This window comes from Halanaerobium saccharolyticum, from assembly GCF_004362045.1.
GTDB classification, from domain to species: domain Bacteria; phylum Bacillota; class Halanaerobiia; order Halanaerobiales; family Halanaerobiaceae; genus Halanaerobium; species Halanaerobium saccharolyticum_C.
Genome location: NZ_SNWX01000014.1, coordinates 50,173 through 72,455, shown reverse-complemented (window position 1 = coordinate 72,455; position 22,283 = coordinate 50,173). Strand labels below are relative to the sequence as shown.

Sequence of the window (22,283 nt, the reverse complement as noted above, 5' to 3'; positions counted from 1 at the left end):
AGGAGCTGATTTTAATGATAATTGCTGTTCCCAGAGAGATAAAAAATAATGAGAATCGGGTAGCTTTAACTGCTGCTGGTACTGAAATTTTAAAAAAGGCAGGCCATCAAATTTTAATCGAAAAAAATGCAGGTCAGGGAAGCGGAATTTTTGATGAGGATTATAAAAAGGCTGGAGCGGAAATAATTGCTGATAAAAATGAGCTTTTTCAAAAAGCAGAAATGATCATTAAAGTTAAAGAACCTCTAAAAGAGGAATATGATTTATTTAAAGAAGGTCAGCTTTTATTTACTTATTTACATCTGGCTGCTGATCCTGAATTAACAGCAGCCTTAAAAGAAAAAGGTGTGACTGCTGTTGCCTATGAGACAGTCCAGAATAAAGATGGTGAGCTTCCACTTTTAACTCCAATGAGTGAAGTTGCAGGCAGATTATCAGTTCAGGCAGCTGCCTCTTATTTAGAAAAACCAAAGGGTGGAAGTGGAGTTCTTCTCGGTGGTGTACCTGGAGTTAAACCGGCTAAAGTAGTTGTTATAGGTGGTGGAATTGTAGGCCGTAATGCTGCCAAAATTGCACACGGTATGGGTGCAGATGTAACAATCATGGATATTAAGCAGTCCACTATGCGCTATATTGATGATATTTTCCAGGGAAAAATAAAAACTATCATGTCAAATAATGCCCATGTGGCAGAAGAAGTGAGTCAGGCTGATGTAGTAATTGGAGCAGTTTTAATTCCTGGAGCCAAAGCACCAAATCTGGTTACAGAAGAAATGATAAAAACTATGACTGATGGTTCTGTGGTTGTTGATGTGGCAATTGATCAGGGTGGATGTATAGAAGGTACATATCCAACTACCCATGATGACCCAGTATTTAACAAATATGGAGTGATTCATTATTCTGTAGCCAATATGCCGGGAGCAGTTGCCAGAACTTCAACCTTTGCCCTGATTAATGCAACCCTTCCTTATATCAAAAAATTAGCTGCTCAGGAATATAAAAAAGCAATGTTGAATGATTATTCTCTGGCTTTAGGTTTGAATGTATATCAGGGAGAAATAATCTGTCAGGCAGTGGCAGAAAGTTTTGATCAAGATTATAAAGAATTAGATCAGTTATTAGCAGAGTGGAAATAAATATAGAGAAGAAGCAAAGCTTGTTTAATAATTAATTGAAGGTTGTTAAAGTAGTTATGATTGTTGATGGAGGTAAAGAAATGGAGCTAGAATTAAAAAGACCTGCCTGGATTGAAATTGATCTCAGTGCTTTAAAAATAAATTATAATTTTATTCGCAGTAAAATTAATAAAAAAACTAAAATTGCCGCAGTTGTTAAAGCAAATGCTTATGGCCATGGTGCTGTCAGGGTGGCTCAAAAATTATCTCAACTGGGAGTAGAATACTTTTGTGTTGGCAGTCCAGATGAGGGAATTGAATTAAGAAAAGCAGGTATCACAGAGCCAATTCTGGTGCTGGCTGAAGTTTTACCGGATCAGTATGATGATATTATTCAGGGAGATTTAATTCAAACAGCTGCCTGCAGCGAAACTTTAGAGGCGTTAAATGAAGCAGGAATTAGAGCGGCGAAGACAATTAAAGTTCATTTAAAAATTGATACAGGAATGGGGAGAATTGGCTTTTTTCCAGAAAAATTACCTGAAGTTTATACTTCAGCTCAAAAATTAGACAACATCCAAATAGAAGGTGTCTTTTCTCATCTGGCAGCAGCTGATGAGGAGAATAAGGAATTCTCTTATCTGCAGCTGCAGAAATTTAATTCTGCTTTAGAAAAAATAAAGAATGCAGGATTTCACTTACCTTTAGTGCATATTGCCAACAGTGCCGCGGTAATAGACTTAAAAGAAAGTTCTCTGGATTTAGTCAGGCCCGGGATTATGCTTTATGGTCTTCTTCCTTCGGCTGAACTAAATCAGGAAGCAGATTTAAAGCCGCTGTTATCATTTAAGACAAGGGTAGTCCAGCTCCGCCAGTTACCTGCTGGCTCTGCTGTCAGTTATGGTTCAACATATAAAACTGAGAATGAGGAAAAGCTTGCAGTTTTACCGATCGGATATAAGGATGGTTATCCAAGACTGCTTTCTAATCAGGGAGAAGTTTTAATTAAGGGAAAAAGAGCTCCGATTAGAGGCAGAGTCTGTATGGGTCAGACTATTGTCAGTGTCGATCAGATAGAAAATGTTGAAGTTGGAGATGAGGTTGTTTTAATCGGAAAACAGGGTGCTGAGGAAATATCAGCATCAGAAATTGCCAGACTGTGTGGAACAATAAATTATGAGATAGTTTGTGGTTTAAGTGAAAGATTAGAAAAAATTTATTTTGATTAAATATTGAATCAGTGGGGGTAGATTAGAGTTAAATGATCTGCTCGTTCTTTATTTTGATTAACTTTTAGTAAATTTAACTTGAATTTCTAAAAATGCTGTAATATAATTAAAACAATAATTAAATAGCCAACTATAGAAAAGCCGTGAAGGACATTAGTAGATTTATTAACTGAAAGTAGAGAACTGATGGCTGCTGCAAATCAGTCAGTTAAAATTCGAATCCAGTCTGGAGCTGTGAGGCCGAAAAAATTTGATTAAGCTGAACCGGTTGAGTCCGTTAAAACTATTTAAGCGGCAGCATTTTTGCTGTCATTAGGGTGGCACCACGAGTATTCTCGTCCCTTTTTTAGGGAGGAGTTTTTTTATTTTAAAAGCAATTTTTAGAAGAATAAATTTCTTTTTAATTTAAGCTTATAATCAATCTAGATTTCAAAATAAATTTTAGGGGGGAATAAAAATGTTAGATATGAGGTTTATCAGAGAAAATCCAGAAGTATTGGAAAAGGCGATGGAAAAGCGAAATATGGAATCACCAATTGCAAAATTTAAAGAACTGGATGACAAGAGGCGTGATCTATTATATGAAGCTGAGCAGTTAAAACATAAGCGTAATGTTAATTCTGATAAAATTGGAGAGCTGAAGCGAAATGGAGAGGATGCTTCTGATCTGATTTCTGAGATGCAGGAGGTTTCTGCCAGGATCAAAGAGCTGGATCAAAAAGTTGGAGAAGTGGAATCAGAATTAAATGATCTGCTGTTAGCTATTCCAAATATTCCGCATGAATCTGTGCCTGTGGGAACAGATGAAGAGGATAATAAGGAAATCAGAAAATGGGGTGAACCCAGAGACTTTGATTTTGAAGATAAAGCCCACTGGGATATTGGAGAAGATTTAGATATCTTAGATTTCGAAAGAGGTGGGAAAGTAACCGGTACCCGTTTTACCTTTCTTAAAGGAGCAGGTGCCAGATTAGAGAGAGCTTTAATTAATTTTATGCTTAATTTGCATACAGATGAACATGGTTATAAAGAAGTATTTCCACCCTTTATTGCCAATGCAGACAGTATGACAGGAACCGGACAGCTGCCTAAATTTAAAAAAGATATGTTTAAATTGGAAGGTCTTGATTATTATTTGATTCCAACTGCCGAAGTTCCGGTAACAAATATGTATCGTGATGAAATCTTAGATGTTGAGCAGCTGCCTGAATATTTTACAGCCTATAGTGCCTGTTTTAGAGCAGAAGCAGGAGCTCATGGACGTGATACCAGAGGTATTATTCGTCAGCATCAGTTTAACAAAGTAGAGATGGTTAAGTTTGTAAAGCCGGAGGATTCCTATGATGAGCTGGAAAAAATAACTGCTGATGCAGAGGATGTGCTGCAGAAACTGGAGCTTCCTTATCGTGTTGTCAGCCTCTGTACAGGAGATTTGACCTTTGCATCTGCTAAAACTTATGATTTAGAAGTCTGGATGCCAGCCTATGACACTTATAGAGAAATTTCTTCCTGTTCGAACTTCGAAGATTTTCAGGCCAGACGGGCCGGGATTCGCTATCGTCCTGAACCAGAAGCCAGTACAGAATTTGTGCATACTTTAAATGGGTCTGGACTGGCAATTGGAAGAACAGTTGCTGCAATTTTAGAAAATTATCAGAATGAAGATGGAACAGTGACAGTACCTGAAGTTTTAAGACCATTTATGGGAACTAATGTAATCGAATAAAGGTGGCCTTTTGTAATTTATTTCACTTGTACCAGGTACGAAAACTCCTTTTCGTACCTGGTACAAATAATATATTAACTGTAAAAGATAATATTGTAAGTAATAGAGCCTTTTTAGGGCTCTATTTGTTTTTTGTGAAATTTTTTTATTTTTTTGGTCAAAAAAGAAGGATTATTGCTTTGAGTATAGAATAATATTAAACGAGATGTAAATAAAACAGTGTTTTACTATTAGAAACAAAAGGAGGCTTATTTAATGAGCAAAATTGAAGATTTAAAAAGAGTTGAGGAAACTGGGATTGTCGCTGTTGTTAGAGCCGAAAATGCAGAAAAAGCTTTAAAGATTACTGAGGCTGTAAAAAAAGGTGGTATTGAGGCTATTGAGATTACTATGACAGTACCTGGTGCTGTTGATGTAATCAAGCAGATTACTGATGAATACAGCAGAGATGAAATTTTAATTGGTGCTGGTTCTGTCTTAGATGCAGAAACTGCGCGTGCCTGCATTTTAGCCGGTGCTGAGTATATTGTTTCTCCTTCTTTAGATGAAGAAACAATTGCTATGTGTAACCGCTATCAGAAAGCTGTTATGCCCGGAGCAATGAGTGTGACAGAAGTTGTTAAAGCAATGAAATATGGTGCAGATATTGTTAAGATCTTCCCTGCTACCTTATTTGGCCCTAAGATTATTAAGGCTGTTAAAGGTCCATTACCACAGGCGCCCTTAATGCCTACTGGTGGAGTTAGTTTAGATAATGTTAAAGATTGGATTAAAGCAGGTAGCTTTGCAGTTGGTGTTGGTAGTTCCTTAAGTAAAGGTGCCAAAACTGGTGACTATGAACAGGTTACAGAAACTGCTAAAGAATTTATCAGGTTGATTAAAGAAGCCAGAGCAGAAATGGCTTAAATCTCATTTCAAAAATAACTTTAGAGAATAACTAGAATTCATCTTTCTAATCAATCAGGCACACTTTCCGATTGCCACATCGTGTGGCACGGTCAGTTCAGGGCATCCTGCCCTTCAGCCTGATTAATTAGAAATCTTCATTAAGTTATTCTAGATAAAGTTCTTAATTTATGAGATTTAAGACCATTTCTTTTGATAGAGAATGTTAAGTTATTCTAGCAAAAATTCTAATTTATAAAAATTTAATATCATTTCTTTTAGTTAAGAAGGTTGGCTGGAGTGCTCTCATATCTGTGAGCAGGTTAGTCAGCTGAGAGGTCCATTTTATTAACAGAAGTACATTTAAATTTAAATTTGTTCATTTTGACACTGCTGAGTTCTAGCAGATAAGACTTAGTATAAATTGTTATTTACTTAAATTAATTTTTATTTAAATCAAAATTTAACAGGAGGTTTTTATTTTATGTCTAAGAAAGTTGTTACATTTGGAGAGATTATGCTGCGTTTGACCCCACCGGATCATGAGCGTTTTATTCAGGCTGATACTTTTAATGTTATTTATGGTGGTGGAGAAGCAAATACTGCTGTATCTTTAGCTAATTATGGTCTGGATGCTCGTTTTGTGACTAAGTTACCTGATAACCCACTTGGTCAGGCTGCTTTAAATGAAGTTCGCCGTTTTGGTGTTGATACAGATTACATCGCTCGCGGTGGAGACCGTTTAGGAATCTATTACTGTGAGAATGGTGCAAGTCAGAGACCATCTAATGTAGTTTATGATAGAGCTCATTCTGCAATTGCTGAAGCTGAAAGTGCAGATTTTGACTGGGAAGAAATTTTTGCTGATGTAGACTGGTTCCACTATACAGGAATCACTCCTGCTTTAAGTGAGCAGATGTCAGATGTTACTTTAGAAGCTGTTAAAGCTGCTAAAAAGCATGGTGTAAAAGTAAGCTGTGACTTAAACTACCGCGCTAAGCTCTGGAGTAAGGAAAGAGCCGGTCAGGTAATGGAAGGTTTAATGGAATACACCGATGTTGTAATTGCGAATGAAGAAGATGCCGAAATGGTATTTGATATTAAGAGTGGTTCCGACATTACCAGTGGTGACTTAAATGTTGAAGGTTACAAAGATGTTGCCAAACAATTAATCGACCGCTTTGACCTGGAATTAGTAGGAAGTCACTTAAGAATTAGCCACAGTGCTTCTCGTAATGGCTGGTTAGTTATTCTCTTTGATGGAGAAAACTTTGTTCAGTCAACTAAATATGATATCACAATTATTGATCGTGTTGGTGGAGGAGACTCCTTTGCTGGTGGCTTGATTTATTCTCTAGTAACTGGTAAAGAGCTTCAGGAAGCTGCTGAGTTTGGTGCTGCTGCTTCTGCTCTAAAACAGTCAATCCCTGGTGACTTTAACCATGTAAGTGTTAAAGAAGTAGAAACTCTAGCTGGAGGAAATGCTTCCGGAAGAGTTAAGAGATAAGTAGTTAATAATTTTATTTCAATAAGGGCTGCAGCTTTAAGCTGTGGCCTTTTTTTCAATTTTAGCATTAAAGGCAAATTTTTATTTTTTTGGGAGGAATTTTAAATGATTGATCTTGTTACTATTGGGGAGACAATGGCCGCGATGGCACCAAATGAAGTGGGTTCTTTAAAGTATTTGAATAATTTTTCTAAGTATATAGCAGGAGCGGAATCTAATGTAGCAATCGGTGTTAAGCGGCTCGGTTTTAATTCAGGCTGGATCAGTAAACTGGGGAAGGATCCACTTGGAGATTATGTAGAGTTTTTTGTCCGTGGAGAAGGAGTAGATGTCTCTCAGGTAAGAAGAGATGAAGAACATAGAACTGGATTATTAATTAAAGAAATGCACACAACCAAAGAACCAAAAGTTTTTTACTATCGTGATAATTCTGCTGCCAGTCATCTGGCCAAAGATGATATAAATGAGGATTACATAAAAAAAGCCAGACATCTTCACTTAACTGGAATAACACCAGCTTTAAGTCATAGTGCACAGGAGGCTTTTTTTGAAGCATTAAGGGTGGCTCGAGGAAATGATCTGAAGATTTCTTTTGATCCTAATCTAAGGCTTAAACTATGGGATAGTATAGAAGAAATGAGAGAGGTAATGTTAAGGATCATTCCTCAGGTTAATGTTTTACTGCCTGGAGTTGAGGAAGGAGAAATTCTGCTTGGACTTTCTGAGCCGGAAGAAATTATCAAGGGTTTTTATGAGATGATGGATCCGGGTTCTCTAATTGTACTTAAAATTGGTGCTAAGGGAGCACTTTATTATCAGGGTGATCAGATTGAACATGTTGAACCTTACTGTGTTGATAATATTGTTGACCTGATTGGGGCCGGGGATGCTTTTGCTGCGGGATTAATTACCGGTCTTTTAAGGGAGCTGCCAATTAGAGAAGCGGTTGAGCTTGCTAATTTAGTGGGTGCATTATGTATAACTGTTAAAGGTGATATAGAAGGGCTTCCCACCTGGGAGCAGGTTGAGGTTTATCAGGGAAAAAAAGAAGAGATTCATCGGTAGTTAAAAATTGTTATTGAAAGAAATAAAAATCCCCTTTCTTTTAGACAGATTAAATCACAATTAATCTGTCTGTGAAAGGGGAATAATATATATAAATATATTTACTGGTTAATTTTTTAGTTAATCTTTATCTAATAAATCAATTATTTTTGAGAAGATGAGAGGTTTACTGAATATATAGCCCTGAATATAATCACAGTTAGCCCTCTTTAACTTAGCTAACTGTTCTTCTGTTTCTACACCTTCGGCCACAACTGGCAAATTCATACTGTGGAATAAGCTAATTAAACTATTGATTGTTTTTAAACTATCATATTCTAAAAATTCTTCAATTAAAACCTTATCCAGCTTCACTTTTGTAAATGAAATATAAGTTAGATAATTTAAAGAAGAATATCCTGTCCCAAAATCATCCAGGGAAAGTTTTATTCCCAGATCAGTTAATTGATTTAAATAATTTACAGCCTTTTTTTCTTGCTGAATTAAAAGACTTTCTGTAATTTCAATCTCTAAATTTTCAGCTTTAACATTATGAGTATTAATTTTTTCTTCAATAAAATTAATATAATCTAAATCATTTAACTGCTGCACAGAAAAGTTGATAGAAATTTTTAATGATTTATTTTTATTATTATTTAAAAAAGCTAAATCTTTAATTGCCCTTTCCGTAACCCATCTTGATATTTCAATAATTAAACCACTTTCTTCTGCTATCGGAATAAATTCTGCAGGCGAGATATTAAAATCTTTTAATCTAATTAATGCTTCTAAAGATTCGATTTTTTCATTTTTAGTGTTAACCTGTGGCTGATATTTTAATTCAAAACCATCATTTTCAAGGGCGAGGCGAAGTAATTTTCTGATATCCTGTTTATTTTTAATTTTATTAAACATTTCTTCTTGATAAAATAGAAAGTCTTGCTTGTTAATTTCTTTAGCTTGATACATTGCAGTATCTGCCATAGCAATTAACTCATAACTATTGGTAGAATCTTTGGGAAAAAGGCTTATTCCTAAACTGAAGTCAAGATAGAATTCACTTTCTTCAATTAAAAATGGCTGAGCCACCAAAGTTTTTAATTTGTAAATATATTCTTTAATTTCATAATTTGTATCAATACCTTTTAATAAGAGCAAAAATTCATCACCACCATATCTGGCAGCAAAAACATTATCAGAGAAAGAATCAAGCAATAATTGGCTGAACTTTTTTAAAATTTTATCACCATATATATGGCCAAAGGTGTCATTAACTTCTTTAAAATCATCAAAATCAAGTAAAATAATGGAACCTTTTATTTTCTTAGCCAGGGCTAAATCTAATTTTTCCATAAAATTTACTCTGTTCGGAAGATCAGTCAGGGGATCATGAGATGCCTGGTATTCTAAATTTGTATTTAAAGCTGTAACTTCCTGATTATATGCTTCTAACTGCTGATAAGCAGCAGATATTTCCTCAGTCATATAATTAAAATTCTGAGTCAGTTTACCTATCTCATCATCTCGATTATTTTTAATTTGCACCTCAAAATTACCATCAGCAACTTTTCTTATATTGTTAATTAATTGATGAATCGGTTTAAGTAAATATCTTTTATTGATAAAGTATACTGTCAAAATTAAAATAAATAAAATAATCAAACTAATTTCAAAAATAAGTAATTCCAATTTGTTCCTAACAGAAAAAGCTTCGTCAGTATCAATTTGAGAAAAAATCACACTATTTAAACGTTCTAAAAAAACAAAGGAAGCTAATTTTTGTTCATTATTATATTGATATTTTATAGAACCAATCTGATCATCATATACCTGATTATAATTAATTAAATTGTTTATATTATATTTATTTTCAACAAGATTGAAATTGGGATGAGCTATAATTTCTCCTTTTTGATTTGTTATATATGCATAACCTGTTTCTCCCATTTTTTTGTTAGCAATTGTACTGCTTAATTGATTGAGCAGGATATCTCCAGCCAGGACCCCTAAAACATCGCCTTTTTTGTTTTTAATTGGTAAAGCTGCAGTGATCATTAAATATCTGTTATTTGCATCTAAATAGGAATCTGTCCAGATAAGTTTTTTGTTTTCAGCCGCTTTTTGATACCATTTTCTTTCCTGTGGTTTATAGTCTGGACTTAAAGAAACATCTGGATGAATAATTATTTTACCACTGTTATCTGCGTAATAAATATATTTAAAAATGGAGTATTCTTCTTTAACTTCTTTTAATAATGCTAAAATTTCTTCCTCATTATCCAGATGATGATCAATAAAGGCTCCAGTCAAATTTATAATATTTTCTGTATTATCCATAAAATTATTAACATTAGTTTTTAGAGATTTTGCATTTTCTAAATTAACTTCTGTAACCTGTTCACTTATTTCCTCAGAAGTTAATCTATTGATTGACCAGCCTAAAAGTGAAATGAAAATAATTAGGATCAAAATTATGCTCCAGTTAACCTTAACTATTAAGCTTTTATACCATTTGACTTTTTTATTATCCATAAAACAACTCTTTTCTATACTTTTTGATAGAAATATTTCTATAAATTTAATTATTCAATGTAACAATAATTCATTATTTAAATTATATTATATATTTGAAGAAAATACCAATTAAACTAATTACATTTGTAGAAAAAAGATTAAGTTGGAAAATAAATACCGAAAATTTTCAATTTAGCTTAAGCCCTACAATTAAAGCTTTAAATATAGTTATTGTTTATAGAATCAATTTATTTGTCGTATATCATACTTAATTAATTAGCATTTTTATGCTATAATAAATATCTAGACATTTATTAGAGCATACTTAATATAAATGAACCAAAATTTTAAGGAGGTTTTTATTTTGAGCAAATCCGACATGACGGTGATTAAGCGGGATGAGAGAGAAGTAGCATACAGTCGGGATAAGATTACCAAGGCTATCAACAGAGCAATGATCGAATCAGGAGAAGATGCAGTTGAGGATGATGCAGAACAGGTAGCTTTAGATGTAGAATCAGATTTGATAACAGAATTTTACAATCAGGATCGGGTTCCCAGGGTTGAAGAAATTCAGGATTTAGTGGAAGAAAAATTAATGAAGGCTGCTTATGTGTCAACAGCAAAGACCTATATTTTATACAGAAATAAGAGACAGCAGTCAAGACTGCACAGAAAAAAAGAAAAGGAAAACGCACTTTTAACAAACGAATTTTTAAGTAAATATAAGCACCAGCCAAACCCTTTTCCAACTGAGCTGGGAGAATTTATTTATTACAGAACATATTCACGCTGGTTAGAAGATGAGCAGCGTCGGGAATACTGGTGGGAAACAGTAAAAAGAGCTGTGGAATATAATTGTTCTCTGGCTCCTACAACAAAAAAAGAAGCCGAAAAACTATATGATAATGTATATAATTTGAGAAACTTTTTAGCTGGCCGGACACTCTGGACAGCTTCTACAGAGTCATCTAAAAAATATGGAATGTCAAACTATAACTGTTCCTTTACAGTAATTGACAGCTTTAAAGCTTATCAGGACTTGTTTTATCTTTTAATGATAGGATCAGGAGTTGGTTTTCGTGTCCTGCCGCGTGATGTAGAACAGCTGCCAAAAATTAGAACAGATATTGAAGTTATTCATAAATATTATGAGCCGGTAGAAAAAGATGAAAGAAGAGAATACACTGATTTTGATTTTGATGAAGATGATGTAGTAACAGTTAATGTTGGTGATTCCAAAGAGGGCTGGATTCAGTCGCTGGAATATTATTTTAAGTTTTTAGTTGATCATGCCTACCGGCCGCTAAAGAGAATTATCTTTAATTATGATTCTGTGCGTCCAAAAGGGGAAAAGCTAAAAACTTTTGGGGGAACAGCTTCCGGACATCAGAGTTTAAAGCGGATGTTCACAAAAATCGATAAATTATTAAAGGAAAAGCCTGATCGTGATTTAGATGACATTAATCGGGTTAAATTAAAACCAATAGATGCGATGGATGTAGCAAACATAATTGCCGAAAATGTTGTGTCTGGTGGAGTTAGACGCTCATCTCAAATCTGTCTTTTCAGTGAAGATGATAAAGAAATTGCTCAGGCAAAAAATAATCTATATGTTAAAGAAGATGACGAATGGGTAATTAATAAAGAAATATCTCACCGTCAGATGAGCAATAATAGTATTTTTTATGAAGATAAGCCTTCTAAAGAACAGTTAAACTGGCATGTTAAGCAGATGCGTTTTAGTGGTGAACCTGGATTTATCAATGCTGTAGAGGGAAGCCGACGCCGTGAAAACTTTAAAGGAGTTAATCCCTGTGCAGAGATTCTTTTAGATTCCAGAGGAGTCTGCAACTTAACTTCCTTAAATGTAATGGCCTTTGTTGATGAGGAAGGTATTCTAGACAAAGAAGCAATGTTTGAAGCTCAGAAGCTTTCAGCTAGATCTGGCTATAGAATGGCCTTAATTGAATTTGAATTACCGGAATGGGATCAAATTAATAAAAGGGATCGGTTAATTGGTACTTCCTTAACCGGCTGGCAGGATATGAAAAATGCTGCTGATTTAAATGAAGCTCAGGAAGCAGAGTTACTGGAAGAACTGCGTGAGACTGCTCATCAAGCTGCCAGAGAAATTGCAAAAGAAGTAGGAGATAATGAGTCAAAACTAATTACTACTGTTAAGCCTGAGGGTACTCAGACTCAGATGCCTACAGTTTCCAGTGGACTGCATTATTCTCACAGTGCTTATTATGTGCGCCGGGTAAGAATTTCTGCTTCTGATCCGCTGGCCCGGGTCTGTGAAGAACTCGATTATCCGATTCATCCAGAAGTAGGTCAGGATCCAGAAGATCCGGAAACACTGGTTGTAGAATTCCCTGTTAAAGCTCCAGAGGGAGAGGTAAAGGGAGATGTAGATGCGATAGATCAGCTGGAAACATACAAGATGTTTATGGACAATTATGTTGATCACAATGCTTCTATTACTGTTCATGTTAAAGATGATGAATGGGAAGATGTAGAAGAATGGTTATGGGAAAATTGGAATAGTGTTGTTGGTATTTCCTTTATTTCCTATAGTGATAACTTCTATGATTTAATGCCCTATGAAGAAATTACGGAAGAAGAGTATAATAAGCGGGTAGAAGAGATGGAAAGGTTCAATCCATCATTAGTATCTAAGTATGAAACAGAATACTTAGAGCGAGAAATTGATGATGCTTCCTGTGAAACAGGAGCCTGCCCTGTAAGATAAAGTGCCCGTACCGGGTATGGAACCAATTAATGGAAAAACAATAACTCTGATAAAAAAACACCCTTAAAGGCTTGATTAATCTGCCGATAAGGGTGTTTTTTAATTAAAGAATTGTTGTCAGTCTTATTTTATTACTCACTCTTTTTGTGATAGAATATTTAAATAGTGAGATATTTGGATAAAATTTTAATCATGAATTAAATTAAACTAAATTTGGACAAAGTTACACGAGAAAAATAAATTTGTTTTAATTGGAGGGATAAAATGGCACTTACATCAAAATCAGCTAGAATGGGCGAAGAACCGATAGTAAAATTACTTTTCAAATTATCTGCTCCTGCTATTGCAGGGATGCTCATTCAGGCTCTGTATAATATAGTAGACAGTATTTATGTAGGCCGTTTAAGTACAGATGCTCTATCAGCTTTATCCATTTCTTTTCCGGTACAGATGTTTTTAATTGCAGTTGGAGTTGGAACAGGAGTGGGTACAAGTTCTTTGATCTCCCGATTATTAGGAAAAGGAGATAAATGTCGAGCTAATAATGTGGCAGAACACGTCTTTTTTATTGCAATTATTTATGGAATTTTAGGTGGGCTGCTGGGAATATTTTTTTCAGAAAATATCATCAGATTATTTACTAATGATCCAGTTTTAATCGACTTAGGTTATCAGTATATAAATATAATATTAACCGGCTCGATTGCAATTTTTATTCCTGCTACTTTTAACTATATACTGCGGGGAGAAGGAAATACATTTGTCCCAATGCTGACAATGATGATCGGAGCAGTCTTAAATATGATTATTGATCCTTTTTTAATTTTTGGTCTGGGTCCATTTCCTCAGCTCGGTGTAGCTGGAGCTGCCTATGCAACTGTTTTTTCACGTTTTATAGGTGGAATTTTTATAGTTTTTGTTTTATTTAGTGATAAAAATGAGTTAACTCTAAAATTAGAGGACTTTAAATTTGATTTTCAAATTATTAAAGAAATCTATAATGTGGGTATTCCAGCAATGGCTAACCGACTGCTGTTTAGTGTTTCAATTGTATTTATCAATTTAATTTTAGGAGCCTTTTCTTCGACTGCAATAGCGGTCATGGGCTTAATTTTTAGAATGCAGTCTTTTTTCTTGATGATGGTCTTTGGTTTAACTCAGGGATATCTGCCAATAGTCGGCTATAATTATGGCCATAATAATCCAGAGCGAATGAAAAAAACCATTCTGGTTGGTAATGCAGCTGCTTTAAGTTTTGGGGTATTTGGTTTTATAATTTTTCAGCTATTTCCAGGAGCTATCATTAGATTATTTAACAGTGATCCAGAACTTTTAAATATTGGGATCGGAGCCTTAAGAAGAGTAAGCTTATCCTATTTCTTTATGGTTTTAAATATTATTGGAGTCGCGACTTTTCAGGCTGTTGGTAAGGGAATGCCCAGTTTTGCGATAACATTTTTAAGACAGGCAGTACTTTTAGTTCCCGGAATGTATCTTTTAGGAGAATTTTTTGGACTGAATGCTGTCTGGCTTTCCTTTCCGATTGCAGAAACAGTATCTTTTGTAATCATGATAGTCTGGCTGATAGCTACAATTAAAAGTTCAATGGGCAGAATGAGAGAAACCATTTAAAGTTTAAATTGATTGATAAGAAGATAACAGCCCTATTGATAGGGGTATAAGGAGGAATAAGATGTCGACAGCTATTAAAATTAGAGAGATTAATAAAAGTTATGGTAATTTACAGGCTTTAGATGATATAAATTTAGATATTCAAAAAGGTGAGTTTTTTGGTTTGTTAGGTCCCAATGGGGCCGGGAAAAGTACTTTGATTGGAATTTTAGGTGGTCTGGTCCATAAGGATTCGGGTGAGGTCACGGTATTAGGTAATGACATTATAACTGATTATAGGAAAACTAAAAAATCACTGGGAATTGTGCCTCAGGAGATTACTTTTGATCCTTATTTTACTGTGCGGGAAACACTGGAGATTCATTCCGGCTATTTTGGAATTAAAGATAACGGGGATAAAATTGATGAACTGCTGCAGGCTTTAAGCCTTGATGATAAGGCAGAGATAGGACCAAGGCAGCTATCTGGTGGGATGAGAAGAAGACTGCTGATAGCCAAAGCCCTGGTTCATGATCCGGAAATTATTGTTTTAGATGAGCCAACTGCCGGGGTTGATGTGGAGTTGAGAAACAGCCTCTGGGAATATGTGATCCAGCTTAATCAGCAGGGGAAAACTATCATTTTAACCACCCATTATCTGGAAGAGGCAGAGGCACTCTGTGACCGGATTGCAATTATGAACAAAGGAAAGATAGTTAAGGTTGACAGCAAAGAAAACCTAATTAATTCTATTGATAAAAAAGTAATTAGTGTTAAATTTGCTGATCCAGTAAAAGGCCTAGAGGAAGAATTTTTAGAAATTGATTTTGAATTAAGTGATGACCAGAGACAGATCAAAATTGAATCTGCAAAAAAGAATTTGAATAAAATTCTTAGAAAAATAAACGATTTGAATTTAGATATTATTGACATGGACATTGAAAGTGCGAAGCTGGAAGATGTCTTTATTAAGCTGACTAATTTAGGGGATGATGACAATTAATACAATTACTTTTTTCAGCCTTGTTAAAAGAGAGGTTGCCAGATTTTCCAAGGTGGCCATTCAGACTATATTTGCGCCTTTAATTTCCACAGGTTTATATTTAATTATTTTTTCCTATTCTTTTCAGAATCGAGAGGTTGCAGGATATGGAATTCCCTATATAAATTTTATCGTACCCGGTTTGATTATGATGAGCTTGATTCAGAATTCATTTGCCAATACATCTTCTTCTTTGATTGGAGCTAAATACAATGGGATTATTATTGATTTTTTGCTGGCCCCCTTTTCTCATATTGAACTAACTCTAGGATTTATGATCGGGGGAATGGTCCGGGGAATGCTGGTTGGTAGCGTGACTTATCTGGTAGCTACTTTCTTTTATGGGGGAGCTGTTGCTCATCCGTTTTTAGCTGTATTTTTTGCAATATTAGTTTCTTCTATTTTCTCCCTTTTTGGGATAATTGCCGGTTTGTGGGCAGAGAAATTTGATCATGTTTCAATTTTCTCCAACTTTTTTATTACCCCGCTGACTTTTTTAAGTGGTGTTTTTTATTCGGTTAAGGGTCTGCCCGGAATCTGGAGTGAAGTTTCTTTATTTAACCCCGTTTTTTACATGGTTGATGCGGTTCGTTACTCATTTGTCGGTCAATCAGATATTGCACCTGCTTTTTCAGCTTTAATTATCAGCAGTCTGGTTGTTGTTTTGCTGGTGATAGTTACTTATTTATTCAAGATCGGGTATAAGGTTAAGAGTTAATAAAATTTAATTGGAGGTTAAAATTATGGCCTGGATGGGAAAAATTCTTGGCGGTACAGTTGGCTGGTCTTTTGGTGGTCCTTTAGGAGCAGTAATTGGAGCTGCTATTGGGAATCACTTTGATCAGAGTAGTTCCAGTAATTCTAATGGTAATCAATTTGGAGCTGGGCAGAGAGGTAATTTAAATCAGCAGGAAGAAAAACAGACAATCTTTTTTACCAGTATCTTTTCGATGCTGGCAAAATTTGCTCAGGCTGATGGAACAGTCAGCAGAGCAGAGATTAAGACTATCGATCGTTTTATAAAAAATGAGCTCAAGCTGCAGGGAGAAGCCAGAAAACTGGCTATTAGAGTTTTTGATGAAGCAAAAAAGAAAAACAGCACTTTTGAAGAATATGCACAGCAGTTTTATGACAACTTTAAAAATGAACAGACTTTGGTTTTAGGAATGTTTGATTTACTGATGCGAGTTGCGGTGGCAGATAATGATTTTCATCATAAAGAAGAGGAATACATAAAAAAAGCTAAAAAAATATTTAATATAGATGACAGTCAGTATGAGAGTATCAGATCTCAGTATGTAGATACAGCTGATTTAGAAAAATACTATAAAATTTTAGAATGTTCACCTGAGGCGGATTTTAAAGAGGTTAAACGCAAGTACCGTCAGAAGGCAAAAGACTTTCATCCTGACAATGTAATTGGTAAAGGACTGCCGGAAGAATTTGTGGATTTTGCTGAACAGGAATTCAAAAAAATAAATGATGCTTTTGAAAAAATTAAAGAAGAGAAAAGTGCTTAAAATAAATTAACTTTTAGTTAACGATTATAATTCAGGGGGGATGCTAAATGAAAATTGTGATGATTGAGCCAATTAATATCTCGATGATGAAGATTGAAGAATATCGGCAGAGATTTGAGGCTGAGGGACATCAGCTGACAGCTTATTCTAATCGAGCCAAAGATGAGGCAGAAATGATTAAAAGAGCAGAGGCTGCTGATATAATAATAATTGCCAATCAGCCACTTTCTGCAGAAGTTATTAATGCCTGTCCGAATTTAAAGATGATTTCGGTTGCTTTTACCGGTTTTGATCATCTTGCTATGGAAGCCTGCCGGGAAAATGATATTTTGGTTGCCAATGCTTCTGGTTATGCCAATCAGGCTGTGGCTGAGCTGGTCTTTGGACTGACAATTGACTTAATGCGGAAGATTAAGGATTCTGATCAGGCAGTAAGAGCAGGAGAAACCAGAGCGGGTCTAATTGGAAACGAACTTGCCGGCAAAAATTTTGGCATAGTTGGTTTTGGTTCAATCGGTCAGAAGACTGCCCGGATTGCAGATGCTTTTGGCTGCAATATTTTAGTAGATAATCATAAAAAACATCAAAGCGGAGAAGAACTTGAAGTGGAATATCTGGAACTAGATGAGCTGATGCAGAAAAGTGATATTGTGAGTCTGCATGTCCCACTTAAAGAAGCAACGGAAAATTTAATTGATGCCGAAAAAATTGCTCTGATGAAAAAAAGTGCAATTTTAATTAATACAGCTCGCGGTCCTGTAGTTGACAGCCAGGCGCTGGCTGAGGCTTTAAATAAGGAAGAAATTGCCGGAGCAGGTATCGATGTTTTTGAGATGGAGCCGCCGATTCCCGGAGATCATCCGCTTTTAAATGCCCAAAATACTATTTTAACTCCTCATACAGCTTTTGCCACAGAGGAAGCATTTTTAAAAAGAGCTGAGATAGTATTTACAAATATAGAAACCTGGCTGGCCGGTAAACCGCAGAATGTGGTAAGCTAAAACAATTCTGGAATTCAAAAACCTTCACGAAAGGTGGAATTTTTAAAATGACTTTAAAAGAAAAGGCAGAAAAGCTTCTCTATGATTTTAAAGGAGATGAATATGCTTCAGGTGTTGGAATTCTAAATAAAGTCGGTGAATATGCTAAAGAATATGGAGATAATGTTTTGTTAATCTCTAATGATACATATCTGGAGACTGCTGTTAGAGATATTCAGAAATCGCTTAAGAAAAACAGGATAAAAATAGCCGGAAATAGAGTACTGCCGGGTGCAGACCCAAATGCTCCGCGGGAAGATGTCTATCGTCTGGCAGGATATCTTCATACTTTTGAACCTGACTGCATAATAGTTATTGGTGGTGGAAGTACAATTGATGCAGTTAAAGCTGCAAATGTACTGGCTTCACTTGGCCATTATAGTCCTCATATTGATAAATACTTTGGAACGGATATGGTAACAGAAGCCTTAGGGCACAGTAAAGAACATTTAATCCCAACTATAGCTGTTCAAACTGCATCAAGTTCTGGTGCTCATCTGACAAAATATTCAAATGTAACTGATGTAGTCAGCGGCCAGAAAAAATTAATTGTAGATGATGCTGTTATTCCAGCCAAATCTGTTTTTGATTATGAACTAACAAAAACAATGCCTCTAGATGTCACAGTTGATGGTGCTTTTGATGGTATTTCACACTGCCTGGAAGTTTTTTATGGGATCAATGATCAAAATTATGATTTAGAAAAAGAAATTGCTTCTACAGCAGTAGAGCTGATAGTTAAAAATACACCGAAAGTAGTTAATGACTTACAGGATACTGAAGCCCGGGAGGCTTTAGGATTAGCAACAGATTTAGGAGCTTATTCAATTATGGTCGGAGGTACTAATGGCGGTCATCTAACCAGTTTTTCTTTAGTAGATGCAAGCAGTCATGGTCGCGCCTGTGGGATAATGAATATTTATTACACAGTCTTTTTTGCTCCTGCTATAGAACCCCAATTAAAAGTTATTGGTGATATTTTTCAAAAAAATGGGTATCTAGAAACTGATCTTGATGATTTAAGTGGCCGCCATCTGGGTGAAGCAGTTGCCAGGGGAATGATCAATTTTGCAAAAGAAATTGATTTTCCAACCACCCTGTCAGAACTGGATGGATTTACTGATCAGCATCTAGAAAGAGCTTTAAAAGCTGCTAAAGATCCTCAATTGGAAATGAAATTAAAGAATATGCCAATTCCACTTGATGCTTCACTGGTAGATGAGTATATGGCTCCAATCCTGGAGGCTGCAAAAACTGGGGATTTAAGTCTGATAAAAAATATGGATGAATAAAAGGTGAGTGAGTTTGATGAAGAAAATTAATGAAAAACTTGAACTTGTTATAGATGCCGGAGCACAAATAGCAGAAGGACCTTTCTGGGATCAAGAAAAGCAGCTGTTATACTGGGTGGATATTTTAGGGAAGACGATTAATATTTATAATCCAGCGACAGCAGCCAATGAGGTTATTCAGCTGGAGAAGATGATAGGGGCTTTAATCCCGACAGCAAAGGGTAAATTACTGGCAGCTCTAGAAGATGGACTCTATCTAATTGATCCAGAAACTTTTAAGCCGAGGATTCTAGTCAATCCGGAATCTAATACTGCCCAGACAAGATTTAATGATGGTAAGTGTGATCAAAAAGGTAGATTCTGGGTGGGAACTATGGATTTAGAAGAAAACAGGGAGCTCGGCAAGTTATACTGTCTGGATCAGGATTTGAATTTAGAAGAGAAAGTTAAAAATGTTAAGATTTCTAATGGACTGGCCTGGAGTCTGGATAATAAGACAATGTATTATATTGATTCACCGACTAAAGAAGTTTTAGCTTTTGATTATGATTTAGAAACTGCTGAAATTTCAAATAAGAGAACAATTATTTCTTTGGCAGAAGGTGAAGGAGTACCTGATGGAATGACGATTGATGCTGAAGGTAAACTCTGGATAGCACACTTTGGTGGATCCCAGGTGTCAAGATGGGATTCCGTCAGCGGAGAAAAGATTGATTCTATTCAGCTTCCGGTTTCTAATGTGACTTCCTGTGCCTTTGGAGGCAAGAATTTGGACGAACTATATATTACAACAGCAAGTGTTGGTCTGAGTGAAGAAGAAAAAGAGAAGCAGCCTTATGCTGGTGGGATTTTTAAATATCAGGCAGGTGTTAATGGTTTAGCTGCTGTTAAGTTTGAACTGTAAATTTTGATATAAGTAAAATAGATTTAATTAACAAAAAGCCCGCCATTTCAGCGGGCTTTACAATATGACTTAACTTTTATTAATTATTTTACTTTTATTTTTCAAATGGTTTTATAAAATAAAAGTTTTTTCCATCAGAATGTTCTTCATTATATTGATAGCCATCCAGTTCAATTTCCTTAATTTCTTCCAGACTCTTCACCTGATTTTTGATCAGCTGATCAAGCATTTTACCTCTGTTTTGTTTGACGTAATAGCCGACTGTTTTAAGACTGCCATTTTCTTTTTCTTCTTTAAAATAGAAGTCAACTATCTTTCCCTGATAATTTTTTTCAACTACTTTACTGTATTCATTTGAAGCCAGGTTGATAATTAAATCAACATCAGCAAAATAATCCTCCATTACTTCCTGCCAGTAATCATAAAGGTTAATTCCATCTGGTTTTAGCTTCATTTCCAGTCTGTAAGGCCAGATTTCTGTATCAGAATGAACTGGACCATACATTGGAGAGAGAATAATGAGTTTTTTCTGCATATAGGAGAACTGCTCTTTATCATAATTATCTATATCGATCTGTTTAAACGCTGATCCATTATAGCATTCAATTGCCGGGATAGTCTGATCTGCGCAGCTGTGCTCCTGATAGAGCTCATAGGTTCTATCTAAAAGATTGCCCTGAATATCAAGCTCTGATCCTAATTCTTTTTTTGATAAAGACTTGAGGTAATTGAATAATTTTTTTGTCATGTCTTTTTTTAAAATGTTTTTACCCTTTTTTTCGCGTTTTCTCTCATGATTTTGAGTTTTACTTGGGGACAATATTATTTTCATAATTTACATCCTTTCATTAGGAAATATATTATTTTCTTGCATTTAATATATTCAACAAAAGGACGGGGATACCTTTGTCAATTAAGTGATTTTATGAGGGGAGAGTGACAGGATTCACTTCTAAAAAACAAATCCTGTCACTCGGCAGGTCTTTTAAAATGGGCCTCAATCCTAATATTCAATGGTGGAGAGATAGAGACTCGAGAGAACCCTTAGATATTTTTGGCTTACCGGATTTTAAGTCTGTACCAGTGTTGAGACAAAAATAGAGAAAAGGTTAGAAATAAAGCTAAGTTAATAGATAGAATCATTCTTACTGCAGCAGGATTTAGTTGCAGATTAAGCTTAAGTTAAAGTTAAAGTTAAGTCCAGTTAATATTAGCTTTTTTTCTGGGGACTGTTCTTAGATATTTTACATCAGGATAGCCGATTACTAAAGATGTTATTATTTCCTTATCATTTTCAATGTTTAAAAATTTTCTAATTTCTGGTTGGCCTTTGGCTCCTCTTAAAGTAAAGCCACTAAATAAAGCGCCTAAATCTAGGGCATTTGCCATTAATTCCATATTGGCAGAAGCAAGGGAACCATTAACAGTAGAATTTGCTGTAACTACAATTACTAGTGGCGCATTAAAAAATAAGAGATCATTATCTAGATTTTCATTTTGATAATCTTGATACATTTTGATCCACATTTCAGCATATTTTTTGAACTTCATTTTCTCTGGTTCTAAGTTATTAAGTATTGACTTACCTTTTTCATTTAGGTTTTTTAGGACTAGTCCTCTAAAATAATCGATTTTATCTTTGACAACTGTAAAAGAAACATCCTGCTGATTACTGCCGGTTGGGGCAAAACGTCCTGCTTCTATAATTTTTTTAATCTTTTTCTTTTCAACTTTTTTAGCTTTAAATTGTCTAATAGTTCTTCTAAATTTAATAAAATTCAAGAGATTATCAGCTGGAACTGAAAATTTTTCTTCTTTATACTCTTTTACTTCGTTCATTTTATATTCGTTAGATGAAACTGCATCTGCTGGACAGATAGCAATACAATGACCGCATTTAAAACAACTTTCATTTTTTATTTGAGCTTTTCCCTTCACCATTATAATATCATTTACTAAACAATCATCAATACATTTGCTACAGCCAATACATTTTTCTTTGTCAACATTCATCATTTAAAAACCACTCCTAATATTTTAATAATTTTATTTTAATTTGCACACTTGTGTAAATGTGCATTTTTTAGTATACTAAG

General features: G+C 35.0%; 17 protein-coding genes and 1 other annotated feature. Of the genes, 14 read left to right on the top strand and 3 right to left on the bottom strand.

Annotated elements, in window-relative coordinates; translation table 11 throughout:
- Nucleotides 1–14: 14 nt before the first annotated feature.
- The 6 genes from ald to DFR79_RS09590 all read left to right on the top strand — a co-directional run bounded on the left by ald (nt 15) and on the right by DFR79_RS09590 (nt 7,530).
- Complete coding sequence (gene ald / locus DFR79_RS09615) at nt 15–1,139, top strand: alanine dehydrogenase (RefSeq protein WP_133515278.1); 1,125 nt, start codon at nt 15–17, stop codon at nt 1,137–1,139.
- Nucleotides 1,140–1,219: 80 nt separating this feature from the next.
- Complete coding sequence (alr, locus tag DFR79_RS09610) at nt 1,220–2,347, top strand: alanine racemase (protein ID WP_133515288.1); 1,128 nt, start codon at nt 1,220–1,222, stop codon at nt 2,345–2,347.
- Between the two features lie 134 nt (nt 2,348–2,481).
- Nucleotides 2,482–2,693, top strand: a binding site (T-box leader).
- A gap of 111 nt (nt 2,694–2,804) precedes the next feature.
- On the top strand, nt 2,805–4,073 hold the full coding sequence (serS, locus tag DFR79_RS09605; RefSeq protein ID WP_133515277.1) for a serine--tRNA ligase: 1,269 nt from the start codon (nt 2,805–2,807) through the stop codon (nt 4,071–4,073).
- A gap of 255 nt (nt 4,074–4,328) precedes the next feature.
- The gene (locus DFR79_RS09600) at nt 4,329–4,979 is read left to right on the top strand and encodes a bifunctional 2-keto-4-hydroxyglutarate aldolase/2-keto-3-deoxy-6-phosphogluconate aldolase (protein WP_133515276.1); all 651 of its coding nucleotides are present in this window, start codon (nt 4,329–4,331) and stop codon (nt 4,977–4,979) included.
- Nucleotides 4,980–5,442: 463 nt separating this feature from the next.
- The gene (locus DFR79_RS09595; protein ID WP_133515275.1) at nt 5,443–6,465 is read left to right on the top strand and encodes a sugar kinase; all 1,023 of its coding nucleotides are present in this window, start codon (nt 5,443–5,445) and stop codon (nt 6,463–6,465) included.
- Nucleotides 6,466–6,570: 105 nt separating this feature from the next.
- Nucleotides 6,571–7,530: a sugar kinase gene (locus tag DFR79_RS09590; RefSeq protein WP_133515274.1), complete on the top strand. Its 960-nt coding sequence runs from the start codon at nt 6,571–6,573 to the stop codon at nt 7,528–7,530.
- 120 nt (nt 7,531–7,650) lie between these two features.
- Here DFR79_RS09590 and DFR79_RS09585 read toward each other — a convergent pair whose 3' ends face one another.
- A complete protein-coding gene (locus DFR79_RS09585; RefSeq protein WP_133515273.1) occupies nt 7,651–10,041 on the bottom strand; it encodes a bifunctional diguanylate cyclase/phosphodiesterase in 2,391 nt (796 codons plus the stop codon).
- A gap of 346 nt (nt 10,042–10,387) precedes the next feature.
- Between DFR79_RS09585 and nrdJ the strand changes: the two genes are divergently transcribed.
- The 8 genes from nrdJ to DFR79_RS09545 all read left to right on the top strand — a co-directional run bounded on the left by nrdJ (nt 10,388) and on the right by DFR79_RS09545 (nt 20,187).
- Complete coding sequence (nrdJ, locus tag DFR79_RS09580; protein ID WP_133515272.1) at nt 10,388–12,778, top strand: ribonucleoside-triphosphate reductase, adenosylcobalamin-dependent; 2,391 nt, start codon at nt 10,388–10,390, stop codon at nt 12,776–12,778.
- Nucleotides 12,779–13,042: 264 nt separating this feature from the next.
- Nucleotides 13,043–14,410 carry an MATE family efflux transporter gene (locus tag DFR79_RS09575; RefSeq protein ID WP_133515271.1) on the top strand — a complete coding sequence of 456 codons (1,368 nt, stop codon included), beginning with the start codon at nt 13,043–13,045 and terminating at the stop codon, nt 14,408–14,410.
- A 61-nt stretch (nt 14,411–14,471) separates the two neighbouring features.
- Nucleotides 14,472–15,392: an ABC transporter ATP-binding protein gene (locus DFR79_RS09570; protein WP_133515270.1), complete on the top strand. Its 921-nt coding sequence runs from the start codon at nt 14,472–14,474 to the stop codon at nt 15,390–15,392.
- A complete protein-coding gene (locus DFR79_RS09565) occupies nt 15,382–16,149 on the top strand; it encodes an ABC transporter permease (RefSeq protein WP_243727760.1) in 768 nt (255 codons plus the stop codon). The genes DFR79_RS09570 and DFR79_RS09565 overlap by 11 nt, the downstream gene beginning before the upstream one ends.
- A gap of 25 nt (nt 16,150–16,174) precedes the next feature.
- Nucleotides 16,175–16,951, top strand: a complete 777-nt coding sequence (gene djlA, locus DFR79_RS09560) for a co-chaperone DjlA (protein ID WP_133515268.1) — start codon at nt 16,175–16,177, stop codon at nt 16,949–16,951.
- A gap of 47 nt (nt 16,952–16,998) precedes the next feature.
- The gene (locus tag DFR79_RS09555; RefSeq protein WP_133515267.1) at nt 16,999–17,952 is read left to right on the top strand and encodes an NAD(P)-dependent oxidoreductase; all 954 of its coding nucleotides are present in this window, start codon (nt 16,999–17,001) and stop codon (nt 17,950–17,952) included.
- A gap of 47 nt (nt 17,953–17,999) precedes the next feature.
- Complete coding sequence (locus DFR79_RS09550; protein WP_133515266.1) at nt 18,000–19,283, top strand: iron-containing alcohol dehydrogenase; 1,284 nt, start codon at nt 18,000–18,002, stop codon at nt 19,281–19,283.
- A gap of 16 nt (nt 19,284–19,299) precedes the next feature.
- Entirely contained in the window at nt 19,300–20,187 is an 888-nt protein-coding gene (locus tag DFR79_RS09545) for an SMP-30/gluconolactonase/LRE family protein (RefSeq protein WP_133515265.1), read from the top strand.
- A 94-nt stretch (nt 20,188–20,281) separates the two neighbouring features.
- Here DFR79_RS09545 and DFR79_RS09540 read toward each other — a convergent pair whose 3' ends face one another.
- Entirely contained in the window at nt 20,282–21,019 is a 738-nt protein-coding gene (locus tag DFR79_RS09540) for a YaaA family protein (RefSeq protein ID WP_133515264.1), read from the bottom strand.
- A gap of 362 nt (nt 21,020–21,381) precedes the next feature.
- Nucleotides 21,382–22,203 carry a nitroreductase family protein gene (locus tag DFR79_RS09535; RefSeq protein WP_133515263.1) on the bottom strand — a complete coding sequence of 274 codons (822 nt, stop codon included), beginning with the start codon at nt 22,201–22,203 and terminating at the stop codon, nt 21,382–21,384.
- Between the last annotated feature and the right edge of the window lie 80 nt (nt 22,204–22,283).

Excerpts from the sequence above, each read along its gene's own strand:
- DFR79_RS09550 (WP_133515266.1), top strand. The coding sequence starts at position 18,000 with ATGACTTTAAAAGAAAAGGCAGAAAAGCTTCTCTATGATTTTAAAGGA.
- DFR79_RS09555 (WP_133515267.1), top strand. The coding sequence starts at position 16,999 with ATGAAAATTGTGATGATTGAGCCAATTAATATCTCGATGATGAAGATT.
- DFR79_RS09545 (WP_133515265.1), top strand. The coding sequence starts at position 19,300 with ATGAAGAAAATTAATGAAAAACTTGAACTTGTTATAGATGCCGGAGCA.
- DFR79_RS09540 (WP_133515264.1), bottom strand. The coding sequence starts at position 21,019 with ATGAAAATAATATTGTCCCCAAGTAAAACTCAAAATCATGAGAGAAAA.
- DFR79_RS09585 (WP_133515273.1), bottom strand. The coding sequence starts at position 10,041 with ATGGATAATAAAAAAGTCAAATGGTATAAAAGCTTAATAGTTAAGGTT.
- DFR79_RS09595 (WP_133515275.1), top strand. The coding sequence starts at position 5,443 with ATGTCTAAGAAAGTTGTTACATTTGGAGAGATTATGCTGCGTTTGACC.
- ald (WP_133515278.1), top strand. The coding sequence starts at position 15 with ATGATAATTGCTGTTCCCAGAGAGATAAAAAATAATGAGAATCGGGTA.
- serS (WP_133515277.1), top strand. The coding sequence starts at position 2,805 with ATGTTAGATATGAGGTTTATCAGAGAAAATCCAGAAGTATTGGAAAAG.
- DFR79_RS09590 (WP_133515274.1), top strand. The coding sequence starts at position 6,571 with ATGATTGATCTTGTTACTATTGGGGAGACAATGGCCGCGATGGCACCA.
- DFR79_RS09565 (WP_243727760.1), top strand. The coding sequence starts at position 15,382 with ATGACAATTAATACAATTACTTTTTTCAGCCTTGTTAAAAGAGAGGTT.
- DFR79_RS09575 (WP_133515271.1), top strand. The coding sequence starts at position 13,043 with ATGGCACTTACATCAAAATCAGCTAGAATGGGCGAAGAACCGATAGTA.
- DFR79_RS09600 (WP_133515276.1), top strand. The coding sequence starts at position 4,329 with ATGAGCAAAATTGAAGATTTAAAAAGAGTTGAGGAAACTGGGATTGTC.
- alr (WP_133515288.1), top strand. The coding sequence starts at position 1,220 with ATGGAGCTAGAATTAAAAAGACCTGCCTGGATTGAAATTGATCTCAGT.
- DFR79_RS09535 (WP_133515263.1), bottom strand. The coding sequence starts at position 22,203 with ATGATGAATGTTGACAAAGAAAAATGTATTGGCTGTAGCAAATGTATT.
- DFR79_RS09570 (WP_133515270.1), top strand. The coding sequence starts at position 14,472 with ATGTCGACAGCTATTAAAATTAGAGAGATTAATAAAAGTTATGGTAAT.
- djlA (WP_133515268.1), top strand. The coding sequence starts at position 16,175 with ATGGCCTGGATGGGAAAAATTCTTGGCGGTACAGTTGGCTGGTCTTTT.